Origin of the sequence: Streptosporangium sp. OZ121, from assembly GCF_051918885.1 — a bacterium.
Taxonomy (GTDB): domain Bacteria; phylum Actinomycetota; class Actinomycetes; order Streptosporangiales; family Streptosporangiaceae; genus Streptosporangium.
The window spans coordinates 1-12,119 of record NZ_JBPXMC010000048.1 but is presented as its reverse complement, the minus strand read 5'-3'; the positions used below and the strand labels follow the sequence as shown (position 1 = coordinate 12,119).

At 65.9% G+C, this 12,119-nt stretch carries 11 protein-coding genes and 1 pseudogene; 7 read left to right on the top strand and 5 right to left on the bottom strand.

Features of this window, described 5'->3' with window-relative positions; translation table 11 throughout:
* Positions 1-25: 25 nt before the first annotated feature.
* A complete protein-coding gene (gene cutA, locus ACTOQ1_RS41140; RefSeq protein WP_440073810.1) occupies positions 26-343 on the top strand; it encodes a divalent-cation tolerance protein CutA in 318 nt (105 codons plus the stop codon).
* Here the strand turns inward: cutA and ACTOQ1_RS41135 are convergent.
* A complete protein-coding gene (locus ACTOQ1_RS41135) occupies positions 282-1,451 on the bottom strand; it encodes a hypothetical protein (RefSeq protein WP_440073809.1) in 1,170 nt (389 codons plus the stop codon). The two genes, cutA and ACTOQ1_RS41135, sit on opposite strands and share 62 nt — an antisense overlap.
* A gap of 365 nt (positions 1,452-1,816) precedes the next feature.
* Between ACTOQ1_RS41135 and ACTOQ1_RS41130 the strand changes: the two genes are divergently transcribed.
* The 3 genes from ACTOQ1_RS41130 (at position 1,817) to ACTOQ1_RS41120 (ending at position 3,407) form a co-directional block, all read left to right on the top strand.
* Positions 1,817-2,194, top strand: coding sequence for a hypothetical protein (locus tag ACTOQ1_RS41130; RefSeq protein ID WP_440073807.1), 378 nt, complete (start codon positions 1,817-1,819; stop codon positions 2,192-2,194).
* 2 nt (positions 2,195-2,196) lie between these two features.
* Positions 2,197-2,406, top strand: coding sequence for a hypothetical protein (locus ACTOQ1_RS41125; protein WP_440073806.1), 210 nt, complete (start codon positions 2,197-2,199; stop codon positions 2,404-2,406).
* 440 nt (positions 2,407-2,846) lie between these two features.
* Positions 2,847-3,407 carry an SMI1/KNR4 family protein gene (locus ACTOQ1_RS41120; protein ID WP_440073805.1) on the top strand — a complete coding sequence of 187 codons (561 nt, stop codon included), beginning with the start codon at positions 2,847-2,849 and terminating at the stop codon, positions 3,405-3,407.
* A gap of 320 nt (positions 3,408-3,727) precedes the next feature.
* Here ACTOQ1_RS41120 and ACTOQ1_RS41115 read toward each other — a convergent pair.
* Positions 3,728-3,922, bottom strand: a pseudogene (locus ACTOQ1_RS41115) (hypothetical protein); the annotation flags it as partial.
* 1,140 nt (positions 3,923-5,062) lie between these two features.
* Positions 5,063-5,836, bottom strand: a complete 774-nt coding sequence (locus ACTOQ1_RS41110; protein ID WP_440073855.1) for an IS5 family transposase — start codon at positions 5,834-5,836, stop codon at positions 5,063-5,065.
* Between ACTOQ1_RS41110 and ACTOQ1_RS41105 the strand changes: the two genes are divergently transcribed.
* The gene (locus tag ACTOQ1_RS41105; RefSeq protein ID WP_440073804.1) at positions 5,819-6,784 is read left to right on the top strand and encodes a M48 family metallopeptidase; all 966 of its coding nucleotides are present in this window, start codon (positions 5,819-5,821) and stop codon (positions 6,782-6,784) included. The two genes, ACTOQ1_RS41110 and ACTOQ1_RS41105, sit on opposite strands and share 18 nt — an antisense overlap.
* A gap of 65 nt (positions 6,785-6,849) precedes the next feature.
* Here ACTOQ1_RS41105 and ACTOQ1_RS41100 read toward each other — a convergent pair whose 3' ends face one another.
* A complete protein-coding gene (locus ACTOQ1_RS41100; RefSeq protein ID WP_440073803.1) occupies positions 6,850-7,017 on the bottom strand; it encodes a hypothetical protein in 168 nt (55 codons plus the stop codon).
* Between the two features lie 368 nt (positions 7,018-7,385).
* Between ACTOQ1_RS41100 and ACTOQ1_RS41095 the strand changes: the two genes are divergently transcribed.
* Together ACTOQ1_RS41095 and ACTOQ1_RS41090 are read left to right on the top strand one after the other, a co-directional pair.
* Positions 7,386-10,571: an AfsR/SARP family transcriptional regulator gene (locus ACTOQ1_RS41095; RefSeq protein WP_440073802.1), complete on the top strand. Its 3,186-nt coding sequence runs from the start codon at positions 7,386-7,388 to the stop codon at positions 10,569-10,571.
* 595 nt (positions 10,572-11,166) lie between these two features.
* Positions 11,167-11,535 (top strand): hypothetical protein, encoded by a 369-nt coding sequence (locus tag ACTOQ1_RS41090; RefSeq protein WP_440073801.1) that lies wholly within the window; start codon positions 11,167-11,169, stop codon positions 11,533-11,535.
* Between the two features lie 78 nt (positions 11,536-11,613).
* Here ACTOQ1_RS41090 and ACTOQ1_RS41085 read toward each other — a convergent pair whose 3' ends face one another.
* Positions 11,614-12,006: an ATP-binding protein gene (locus ACTOQ1_RS41085; protein WP_440073800.1), complete on the bottom strand. Its 393-nt coding sequence runs from the start codon at positions 12,004-12,006 to the stop codon at positions 11,614-11,616.
* Positions 12,007-12,119: the final 113 nt, after the last annotated feature.

Below are 12,119 nucleotides of genomic sequence, written 5' to 3'. Positions count from 1 at the left end.
GGGGAAGTGATCTAGGCTTGGCCGCATGACTGACTACCTTCAGGTTTCGACCACAGTGGACAGCCGTGATGCGGCGATGAATCTCCTCAGATCTGCCGTCCGCGCGAAATTGGCGGCATCGGGCCAAGTCTTCGGGCCTGCGCAATCTGTTTTCTGGCATGAGGGAAAAATGGGAGAAGGGGAAGAGTGGCAGATCTTCCTGAGGACGACTGCGGAGCGCTACCCGGACTTGGAGGCGCATTTGCTATCCGAGCACCCGTGGAACAACCCTGAAGTGACCTTCACATCGATTGACGGTGGGTCGGCTCCGTACTTGGAATGGCTGAGCAAGACGACGGCGTAGCCATGCGGTCGAAAAGTTCGGCGACGGATGGCAGCGATCTGTGATCCTCAAGTCGCTCAAGAACGGCACTGACGCGCTGGCGTGGACGAATTGACGCGACATCCATGGAGAGGCTCAGCGACTGACTCAGGGCGGCGGATGCGCGTTCGATCTCCCCGGCGTCTAGATACGCTTCCGAAAGCCAAGTCGTATAGAGAGACTTGTCTCGGGCGCGGGTGTCCTCGTACTTCGAGAGGGCATCCTCAAGAACGGCAATAGCCTTAACGGGCTGATTCAGCGCGACCCAGCACCGTCCCGTCATGATCTGAAGTTCGAGCCGGTCAACCCAGAGTGCCCAATCTGGATTCGGCTCACCACTGCTCTCTTCAAGGGCCCTACCGGCCTCTTCAAGGGCTCTTTCGACCTCAACCTGGTATCTCTGCCCTTCAGACGCGTAAGCCCATGCCGCCCGCTCCAGCAGGAGTGCCCTGACCGCAGGGGGAGTCCCTCGCTCCGCTACCCGGCACGAAGCATCCGCTTCCTGAATCCCCGGAGAGCCGTAGCTCACTTTCTGATAGGCCAGGAACGCCAGCGAGTTGGCAAGAAGGGCGGTGTCCCCGGCATCAGTGGCGGCCGACAGGCTTTTCTTGAAAAGCTGCCTCGCTTTCTTGGCCCATCCCGCGTCGAAGGCAGCCCATCCCGCCTGTTGTGCTTGCTCGCTGACCACGCTTAGAAGCGCTCTTCCCGTCTTCTGTGTATAACTGGCCTCGTTGACGAGTGTGCTCGTTCTCTCAAGCTCGGCAGCATAGAGAGGATAGGTTTCGGCGCCACCTAGATAGTCGTCGATTCGACGTAGCCGCGCAATGCGCTTGCGAAGCGAAACGACAAGCTCATCATTGACGCGTCGCCCCTGAGGAAGACTCTCAAACGGTACGGGAATAGCGGCAATGCTTACAGTCGCCACGGACGCACCGAGAAATTCTCTGCGTAGCACATCATCCTCCGACTCGGTGCGTGACGTGCTTTCCACGCTGAACAGTTCATTCTCGTCCAGGTCGAAAGCTCGGCAGTAAAGCAGCCGGTATGGATCCCTCGGCTTATGCCTACCCGCTTCCCAGTCTTTGATCATGCGGGTGACGGAATCCCGTCCCGGCATACGGCTACGCGTGCGTTCGTCGGCCAGATCGGTCAACGCTCGGGCCATTTCCCGCTGAGTCCACAGCCGGTTACGCCGTTCGGCGCGTAGCCGTCGCGCCCAAGCTGGAACGTCGCGCATCGCGTTACCTCTGGAGATAGGGGTCTGCGTCTCTCCCTCAGTCTCCCCTATTCCCCTTCCGCTGAGCCTCTTACTCCTCTTCTCTCCCCTGGTCTCCCCTGTCCCGCCCTATCTCCGCGTGCTGGTGGGGCGCTGTCATGGGAGGACCGTGAAAAAGCGGAACCCGCAGGCGCGGTCACGCCGTACGGGTTCCTTGATCGCACAGAGAGGTGCGACCCATGGACAACTGTAGAGCCGTCCCGCCTGTCGTTGACGAGGCGACGGTGGAGAGCCACGACAGGGCTCTGGCCGTCGTGCAACGACTTCTCATCGAGCGGGGAATCCGTGCTCACCGTCATCACACGATCAGCCTGGGGCTGTTCGCCAACAGCGCGGTGGCCTGGCCCGACCAGCCTCCGCTCCGATCGTGGATGGAGCGACACCCGCCGGAGCTGACCGTGAAAGGTCCGCAGGGTTGGTGCGAAGCCACGGTGACCATGGGTCCGCGCTCGGGCTGCTACCTGGTGTCCATCCGCAACGGTGCCGACCTTCAGACAGTCAGGCAGGAACATCCGGAAAAGGTGGTCGACCTGATCCTGGCCGCTCGGGGGACGTGACCGTGTACGGCTGGGTCATCCTGGGCGATGCGGCCACGAAGCGAGTCAACGGCCAAGAGATCATCATCACTGCCCATAGGTTCGGCACCCTTGATGCGGCCATCAGGGCTTGGGAGGACAACGAACGTCACCGGATGGCGCACGAACTGGGAAACCTCGGTCACCTGGTCAACGACACGTTGGACCGGCTACGGCAGGCCAGGGACATCTGACGGCGGCGGGGATAGGTCCCTCTTGCTGTTGGTCACCATGTCATTCGGTGGCAACCCGACCCGAAGCACAGGGCCGCCAGGCCCGCGCATCGGAAGCGGGACGGCAGAGGTGTTACTCCCCCATTCGAGCGTTCCTGATGAACACGAGCGGAGCGGCCGGCGCAATCCGAAGGACCCCGTAGGGGCCGCGTAGCGGTTGGGCCGGTGGTCGAAGCGGGCGGCAGTGCGTTCACGGTCGGCGCGGTGTTCGGTACGGCGGGCGGGCTGGTGCGGCGGGCGGCGGGGCCCGGCCGTCCGCGCCGGGCGGGCGCGGGACGGGACCGGCCTCCAGGCTGCATGCCCGGTCCCGATGTCCGTGCGGCGCGGGCGGGCGCGCCGCGCCGGACAGCGACGCGGAGCGCTGACGCCCTGAGGATGCAGAACGGGATATCTTTTTCACAATGAGTGCCCAGTACGCATGGTCTGAACGCTTTCCTGCAAAGCATCTAGTGACTGAGGGTTCTGATCACCCGGCCGTCAGTCCACTCGGCGATCTGTGCCCTCCGGCTACCGAAGCAGAGGTCCGCGAGCTTGAAGAGCGGCTGGGTGTGGAGCTGCCGCAGAGTTACCGGCAGTTTCTCCTGTTCGCCAACGGGTGGGGCAGCGACGATGACTGCTGCCTGTTGCGTATCGAAGAAGTCGGCTGGCTCCGTGACGTCGACCCCTCGGTCGCCGAGAGCTGGTCAGAACCCAAGCCCGAGAACTCATGGAGCGTGCCCGACGAGCTCTACTTCGTCTATGGACACGAGCAAGTCTCCGGCGACACGAGAGGGGAGTATGTATCCGACACCCTTCTGGCCGGGTATTGGGACGATGGAGTCGTTCTCCTCAACCCCCACGTCCAAACTCCTGAAGGTGAATGGGAAGCCTGGTATCTCGCGCCATGGCTGGCTGGCGCCAACCGTTACAAGTCCTTCTGGGACCTCGCAATGGACGAGCTGAGAATGCGATACCCGAGTTGATGTCCCTTTCGTCGTTGAGCTTCACCGTCTCGGGTCCTTCGTAGCGGTGGTCATGCGCGTGGGCGGCGCTGGCCGCGACCGGCCGGAGAGCCGCAGCGCGGCCAGCGACCGCCCGACGCGCGCAGGCCGCCGCAGGCGGACTGCCTTGACCAAGTAATGAAAATCCTCGCGGGTCGACCCGCTAACGCGATCTCGATCATGTAGCTCAAGGACCTATCTGGCCCGTTGCCCAGACGTTCTGGCAGCTCAGAGCATCGATCGCTCAATGAGCCGCTACGCCGACCGCTCCCCCGCAAATAGTTGCCTTTGCGGTTGAACTAGTGGTAGTTGGTGTCAAACCACTTGGTCATCTCCAGCGGCGCCACCCCCTCGGCGCCCCGGGCCATCGCGAAGTACGGATCGGCCGCCCCGGCGAACCGCTCGGGCACCGCGCCCACCATGACGGTGGTGTCCAGCACGTGGTCATACAGGGAGAAGGTGTTGGACGGCACCGCGTCCAGCCCCGCCCCCGACAGCTACCGCGCAACGAGCATATGCCAGAGGCGGCCTCCCCCAGCTGCCCCCGGCCGGCTGGAGGGAACCTGCCCGTTCCACGGACGCGGGCTCTCCTCCCCCATGAACCATGGAGTGACTTCGCAAGGATGCGGTCCAGTCATCCGGAAGTCGCGTTCACTCTTCTGCACCGGATCCGGAGAGGTGATCCAGGCTCGGCCGCATGACCGGCCACTTTCGGCGTCTTGCCGCCATTCTCGGGTTCTGACATTTTGTTCGTCGTGTCCACCGATCTACCGGCCGAAACACCGAGCGCATTCCAGGAACCGCCGCGACCTCCGGGACCTTTCCCGCCCTTTCCTTCGGCTCCCGTCCAGTCGCGCCGAGCGGCCGGTCGCGTGTCCCGGACCAGCGGCTACATCCTTGCCTCGGTCGTCCACCTTCTGGCACCGGCCTTCCTGGTCACCGGCGCATACCTGGTCACTCGTCTGACGATAACCGGCATCCTGTTCGGCCTTGTGGCCCTGGACCTCGCCTGGCTGCTGCGTCCCCGCCCTGCCCCCTTCCCTGCCTCGGCCATACCCCTCACCCGCTCAGTGAGTGTTTGAGAGGTGATCACGAGGTCGTTCTATGCCAGAACATGAGACAGAGGACGACGCAACAGCACGCCCAGGCAGTCGACGGCGCCAGCCCTAAGCTGATCGTCTATGCAGACATCGCCTAACGAAATCCTTCAACTAGACGTTGTCGACCAGGAGGGCAGGATCGCAGCGTCGACCCTCACGCTCTATGACGCTGTGCCGGCTCGGCTCGTCCTCACGCGCTGCGGTCTCCTGCTGGAGGTGGAGGGCGAAGATCTGCTGGATTGTCTCCTCGAGCTCCGCCGCCGGCTGGAAGCCGAAGGGCTCAACCTCTGCTGCCAGGGAGCACGATCGGACGTCTGGCCATCAGGCCAACTCCGACAGTTCACCAACGGTCGCCTCGGATACGTCTTGGCGCCCAGACCACCAGGCGATGCATTTGAGGAAGTCGACCTGTTCGCACCGGCTCAGCCCTGCGAGATCGGTTCCATCGAGCAACAGCGTGAGACGGTCCTCCGATTTCATGGGCTGCGTCGGCAGCCGAGCTGAGGTGAGAAGGCGGCTGAGCAGTGTTCGTGAAGTTCAGTGAACCCGTTGAAGGGGGCGGGGTCCGGGCCGCTGAGCGGGGTGGCCTCGGGTGATGCGCCGTAGGAGGGTATTGATCCCGGCCCAGCGGATCATCGCCTCACTGGTCGGCGGCCGACGTTCATAATCACGGGCCAACCGCCGATATGCCATCAGCCAGGCCAGTGCCCGTTCCACCACCCACCGCCTGGGGTGTACCTGAAAGCCGTGCTGAGAAGGGGATTTACCGACGATGTGTACGATGATGCCCAGCACCTCACGTGCCCAGAGCACGAGCCGCCCGGCAAAGCCCTGATCAGCGAACACGACCCGGCAGCGACCGGTCAGATATAGCCCCAGCAGCATCGTGGTGGCGCCGGCGCGGTCCTGCACACTGGCCGGACGCACCATCACCGCCAGCAGCAGCCCGAGGGTGTCGGTGGCCACGAACCGTTTGCGGCCGTTGATCTTCTTGTTCGCGTCGTAGCCGCGGCTGTCTCGGCCGACGGTGTCGGCCCCTTTGACGCTTTGGGAGTCCAGCACCGCGGCCGATGGCTCGGTCTTGCGGCCGACGCTCCTGCGGACCCGCCGACGCAGCACATCCATGATCTGCTGAGTTACCCCCTGGTCTTCCCAGCGTACGAAGTGCCAGTAGACGGTCTGCCAGGGCGGAAAGTCGGCCGGCAGTTGCCGCCAGGCACAACCGGTGCGCACCACGTACATGATCGCGTCCACTACCTCTCGCCGTGGGTGCTTGTCCGGGCGGCCATCCCAGTGCGGGACGGGAAGCAGCGGCTCGATCAGCGCCCACTGCTCATCGGTCAGATCAGAGGGGTAAAAACCGATCTCGTGTCATGTCCCACCCCTACCCACCTGGCAAGACGGCTCAACGATCACCTCTCAGACACCCACTCAGATGCTCCCCACCTGTACGCCCTCGTTGACCGCATCGGCGAGGACCTGCGGGCCCCCCGAGCAGACCTGATCGCCATCAGCGGTGCGGTCAACGCCTCATTCCGTACCTATGGCTGGCGACGCAGCCGTCTGGTGGAGATCGGCTACCCACTCTGGCTGATCCTCACCCCGCAGGAACGCGTCGCCCTCCTGGCCCACGAAATGGCCCACTCCAGGAATGGCGACGCCAGACACGGCCTCGTCGTCGGCAGTGCCCTGTACTCGCTCCACGAGCTCCGCATCGTCACCGGCTTCGGCTGGCAACCCGGTGACGGCGTGTCCGCTCTCATCACCGGGTGCCTCCTCGCGATCCTGGGCGTTCCCGTCCGCGTCTTGATCTTCCTGCTGGAATTCCTGCTGAACCGCTCTTCTCAACACGCCGAATACCGTGCTGACGAGATGCAGGCCCAGGTGGCCGGCTCCGCGGCCGCCGCTTCGCTTCTGGACGTCTTGATCACCCGGACGCGCTCGGTCGGCAGCTTCCTCGCGTCCAGCGCGGTGGCCGTCGAAACCGGGAACCTGTGGGCGGCTCTCCGGTCCCATGTGGACGCCGTTGCCGAAACCGAGCTCGAACGACACCGCGAGTTTGCCCGCGTCGAGAAGACGGGGGTCGACACGACCCATCCGCCGACGTACCTGCGCACGCAACGCGTGCTGGCACTGCCATACCTGGCGCCCAGGGTGTCCGCCGCAAGCTCGGAGCAGATCGAAGGAGAACTCGACAAGGCGGCTGGACGCGTGGCGCGGCGTTTGAGGGAGGATGCCCAGTCCGCCCACTATCGGTAAGCCTGACGGATAGGAATCCGCCAACCGTCATCACGCGATCCCGAAGGCGGTGTTCGGCTTCACCTTCACAGCCCCGACAGCTCCCGCCACACCCGCTCGCGCAGACCGGCGGCCGTCTCCCCCAGACCGGCGGCATCGACCCGCCCGGCCCAGTAATCCTCCGTCGCCCGCTTCAACTCGCGACGGCCCCCGATACGGGGATAGCCCAAAACGGTCGTGGTGACCTGACTCACGCGGCGGCAGGACCGCGGGGCAGTGGTCGGTGGAAGCGCTGGTGTCCAGCACGGCGATCGAATCAAGGAAAGTGGCCAGGACCGGCCGGGTTGTGAGGCCGAGCTCTCCGGTCAGGACGATCGCCGGCGTGGCGTCTCCGACGGGAACCAGCCGTATCAAGAGCCGCATGTCCCTGGTGCACCTCCCGCTCTGCTCAGGCCGCCTACGTGGCAGACCTGGTGGAACGAGGCCGTAATACGGTTCGGCAGCCGGCTGGTCATGTCCTGGGGTTCGGCCCGGGCAAGAAGAGTTCGCAATCGTTTCGTCACCCAGCGGATCACCGGAACAGGCCGTCCAGGTTTACAGTGCGTCCAGTCAAGGGGGAGCGATGAAGTTCGGGATACTAGGTCCGCTGACGGTGTGGCGAGAGGGTGAGCAGCTCGATCTCGGCACGCCCAAGGCGCGGGTGCTGTTGGCGGTTCTGCTGTGCCAAGCGGGTAATCCTGTTTCGGAAGATCAGCTGGCTGTGGCGCTGTGGGGGAACACCCCTCCGAAGAGCGCCACCAAGAACATGCAGACCTACGTCCACCGGCTCCGGCGGCACCTGGGCGACCCGGCTCGCGTCGTGCGGCACGGCTCCGGCTATCTGGTGCCGGCGGTCCGGGACGAGCTGGATGCGGCGAGGTTCGAGAACCTGGCCGGCTCAGGGCAGGCGGTGGAGGCTGCCGGTGAACCGGAGGAAGCGACCCACCGCCTGCACGAGGCGCTGAGTCTCTGGCGCGGGCCCGCGTTCGTCGGCATGACCGATGTCCCGATGCTGGCCGCGGAGGCCGCGCGGCTGGACGAGGTCCGCCTGTCGGTCCTGCAGTCGCGGATCGCCGTGGATCTGAGGCTGGGACGCCACGCCGGACTGTTGGGCGAGCTGACCGCGCTCACCAACGAGTACCCGCTGCGGGAGCGGCTGCGCGCGCAGCTGATGCTGGCGCTGTACCGCTGTGGCCGGCGGGCGGACGCGCTCGCCGAATACACGCGTGCCCGCAAGACCCTGATCGAGGAGACCGGTCTGGACCCGGCCGAAGAGCTGCACGACATGCATCAGAGAATCCTCACTCAGGACCCCTCACTCGACCTCGTTCCTCGCATCACGGCGACGATCACGGGCTCCCCTGTGGGGCCGGGCCCGTACAGGCCGGCTCACCGTGACACTGCTGCGCGCCTGTCGGATGAACCGGGCAGCGAGCCGAGCGAGCACATGCGTGCCCTGTCCGCCGACCGTCCCGTCCCTGCCACGGCCCCGACGCCTGAACCTCAAGCGGCCCCCACCCCCGCCGAGTTGCCGCCGGACATCGCGGATTTCACGGGCAGGGACGGCGAGGTGGCAGAACTCACCGAGGTCCTCACCAAGCCGCGGCCGGGCACCGTCGCCATGGCCAGCATCGCGGGTCTGGGGGGCCTGGGCAAGACCACGCTCGCCGTGCACGTCGCGCACCGGATCGCGGATCGCTTTCCCGACGGCCAGCTCTACGCGGACCTGCGCGGTGCCTCCGCCGACCCTGCCCGCCCGGAGGACGTGCTCAGCCGGTTCCTGTTCGCACTGGGCATCAGCGCCACCGGCATACCCGAATCCCTGGAAGAACGCGTGGCGTTCTACCGGAGCTGCCTGGCCGGACGCAGAATTCTCATCCTGCTCGACAACGTCGCCGGAGAGGAGCAGGTGCGGCCGCTCCTGCCCGGGGCCCCCGGCACGGCCGTGCTCCTCACCGGACGTGTCCGGCTGGTCGGTCTCGAGGGCACGAGCCTGCTGGAACTCGACGTCCTGCCGTCGGCCCAGGCCATGGACCTGCTGAGAAGGATCGTCGGCGACGAACGCGTCCAGGACGACCCGGACGCGGCTCTGGAGATCACCCGGCTGTGCGGCCGGGTCCCGCTGGCGGTCCGCATCTCGGCGGCCAGGCTCCTCGGCAGAAGGCAGTGGAGTCTGTCCCACCTCGCCGGCGTCCTCGGGGAGGAACGGCACCGGCTGGACGAACTTGTGGCGGGCGACCTCGACATCCGCGCGGGATTCGAGATGAGTTACCGGACGCTTCCCGCGGGTGCGCAGCGGGCCTTCCGGTTAGCTGGACTGCTCGACGCGCCCGATTTCGCCCCCTGGGCGGTGGCGGCCCTCCTGGACGTGCCGGTACGGCAGGCGGAGCACGAGATAGAAACCCTGATCGACGCTCATCTGCTGAACCTCACCGGGACGGACGAGACGGGCAGGCTCAGGTATCGGTTCCACGACCTGATCCGGTTGTACGCGCGTGAGCGGGCGCAGCGCGAGGATTCCGGATCCGAGCGCCAGGCCGCGCTCGAACGGGCCCTGGGTGCGTGGCTGGCGCTGGCGGAGGTCGCGGCGGAGCACGTCCAGGGCCCCTGCTACGCACTCATGCACGGCTGTGCGCCGCGCTGGCGGCTGCCTGCGGCGGTTTCCGGCCCGCTGCTGGCCGACCCGATGGCCTGGTTCGGCGCGGAGCACGCCGCGCTGATGGCGGGGGTCGCCCAGGCGTGCGAGGCGCGCCTGACCCAACTCGCATGGGACCTCGCGGGATCCACCGAGACGTACCTCAACGTGCGCGGCCTGTATGACGGCTGGCAGCGCATGCACGAGCAGGCGCTCGCCCTCTGCCGTGAGACCGGCGACAAGCGCGGCGAGGCCGTGCTGATGCGCGGCCTCCTGGAGGTCACCACCTGGAACTCACCGGCGGGCCCCGGACCGGCGATGACACGGATGCGGGCCGGCGCTTCGCAGCTCCTCGACCTGTTCACCATGCTGGACGATCCGGCCGGAATGTCCGACGCCTTGGCGACCCTGGCCTGGAGCATGACGGCCGACGGGAACGGTGGTGCACAAGCGCTCGCCCTGGCGGAGCGCGCTCTGCGGACGGCCGCCGACGCGGACTACCTCGGCGGCCAGGCGCGGGCCTATCACGTGATGGCGATCATCCATGGCGAGGACGACCCTCAAGGGGCGCTCACGGTCCTGGAGCAGGCGACGAAGGTCGCCGAGGCGCTCGGCAACGCTCACTACACCACGACGATCACCCAGTTCCTCGGCGCGGCGAAATCGTTCTGCGGTGACATCACGGGCGGCCAGGAACTGCTGGAGAGCTCCTTGGAGATGGCACGGCGGTTGCACTACCGCTATCTGGAGACGTTCTCGCTGCTCTACCTCTCGAAGCTGTTCGCCGCGGTCGGGGACGAGCGGGCCAGGGCGACCGCCGAACTGACGCTGGCCCACAGCGAGGACGGCAACTTCGGCCATTATCTCGCCGACGCGCTCAGCGTTCTCGGGCAGTTGGACCTGGCCGAAGGAGATCTGCCCGCCGCCATCGCCACCCTCGAACGCTCGGTCCGGGTGTGGCGAACCCGCGGCTCGATCCCCTACCTGGCGCGGACGCTCCGCGCCCTCGGCGACGCCCACGACGGCGCCGGCGACCACCGCACGGCCAGGGCCGTCTGGGAGGAGGCCCGTGAGCTGTTCCGCGGGATCTCGCACGAGAATGGCGTGAGAACGCTGGACTCCCGGCTCGGGTGAAGGGCAGCCGGGCCTCGGCGACCCGTCGCCGTGGATGACCGCCATCAGACGGTCGGCGGTCACCCTCAAAGGTCACCGGCGCGGTGCCGGGTCGGCCCAGGTCCTCTTCCCGGCGTTCGAATCGCTCGTAACAGGTCTGCCAGGGCGCACCGGTCCGCAGACGCTACAAGATTCCATCGATCACCTGCCGATGATCGCGCCCACTTCCTCTGGCGCATGAGACGGTCGCACCGGCCCGCCACATCAACTATCTGCTGCGCCTGGCGGATGCACCGGAGCATCTGGCAAGCCTCCAGGTCGTGACCGGCGCGACCGCCGAAGGCGGGCTGCTCGACAAGGAGCCTCCAAGGTCCGCAGCGTCATCAGGTGAGGACGCTGTACCCGTTCAGCCAAGCAAAGCCGGGTAACCAGGCGTATTCCGCGCATATTCCACGGTGCTACCGACGCGTGCAACGATCACTCCAGTGAACCCCGGCCAGAGGATCGCTCGCGTCAGAGAGATTCGAGCATGACGAATCCTTACTAGAGGCCATATTTCACCTCCTAATACCAGGCGCTTCGGAGGGCTGATCTCTGTCCGAGAGAAGGAGGAACGATGAACCCGCTCAAAACGGTCACCGTCGGCGTCGCTGCCACGGTGGCGAGCGTCATCCTCGCGCAACCAGCCTTGGCGGCGAGCTTTCAACGGGATGTCGGAGACGGGATCGTCCGCTACGCCGACCCCACCAATGAGTTGTGCGTCCGGGCGGATGACACCACAGGGACCGCCTGGGTGGAGGTGACCCTGACCCGCCCGGGTGTGATCGGAAGGCCCATTGTCATCAGAGATGACAACATCCGGCACCCGGGCGCCACCTGTGAGGTACTCACCGCCTTCGAAGACGTCACCTACCGGGCCGATTACGAGAGCTACTGGAGCGGGCGAGGCACCGTCCTGCGCGGGACGTTCCAATTCGGTACTTGACACTCAGACAGGGTGTCAACGGCCAAGTGCGTGTCGCCGCTGGTGGCCAGGAAAAAGTCCCCACCTCTTCGTAGTTGACTACTTCTTGGTGAGTCGTCCTGGGCCTCGGGTTCGGGCTTGTCGCATCCGGAAGGACTCGCCTTCGGTGACCACGACGATGCTGTGGTGCAAGAGCCGATCCAGCAGGCTGACCGCGGTGGTGTGCTCGGGCAGAAAACGCCCCCATTGGTCGAAGGGCCAGTGCGAGCCGATCCCGAGCGCGCGGCGCTCATAGGCGGCGGCCTGGACGCGTGCCTCTGCGCCCGCGAACCCTGAGGCCGAGCCACGTCCACCAGGGGAATCGGCGTGGCCACGGAAGGAAGCCAGGCCCGAGTGCCGGGGCATTTCGGCCAGATCTACAGCGCTTCGTCCGCCGCACGCTGCGAGAAACCCCCGCAAACGCTTCACCATTTTCCGAACCACGTTGCGCATATGGGAGACGAGGCTAGAGTGGCCGAGTTCTCCAGAAAAGGATCATCATGCTCAGCATTGTCCGGCGTTCTGCCCTTGCAGGCGCGCTCGCGATGAGCCTCGCCGTGGCCACC

What these genes read in the sequence shown, in the direction of transcription:
- ACTOQ1_RS41085 (WP_440073800.1), bottom strand. Translation starts at nt 12,006, where the DNA reads ATGCGCAACGTGGTTCGGAAAATGGTGAAGCGTTTGCGGGGGTTTCTC.
- ACTOQ1_RS41095 (WP_440073802.1), top strand. Translation starts at nt 7,386, where the DNA reads ATGAAGTTCGGGATACTAGGTCCGCTGACGGTGTGGCGAGAGGGTGAG.
- ACTOQ1_RS41135 (WP_440073809.1), bottom strand. Translation starts at nt 1,451, where the DNA reads ATGATCAAAGACTGGGAAGCGGGTAGGCATAAGCCGAGGGATCCATAC.
- ACTOQ1_RS41120 (WP_440073805.1), top strand. Translation starts at nt 2,847, where the DNA reads ATGAGTGCCCAGTACGCATGGTCTGAACGCTTTCCTGCAAAGCATCTA.
- ACTOQ1_RS41130 (WP_440073807.1), top strand. Translation starts at nt 1,817, where the DNA reads ATGGACAACTGTAGAGCCGTCCCGCCTGTCGTTGACGAGGCGACGGTG.
- ACTOQ1_RS41090 (WP_440073801.1), top strand. Translation starts at nt 11,167, where the DNA reads ATGAACCCGCTCAAAACGGTCACCGTCGGCGTCGCTGCCACGGTGGCG.
- cutA (WP_440073810.1), top strand. Translation starts at nt 26, where the DNA reads ATGACTGACTACCTTCAGGTTTCGACCACAGTGGACAGCCGTGATGCG.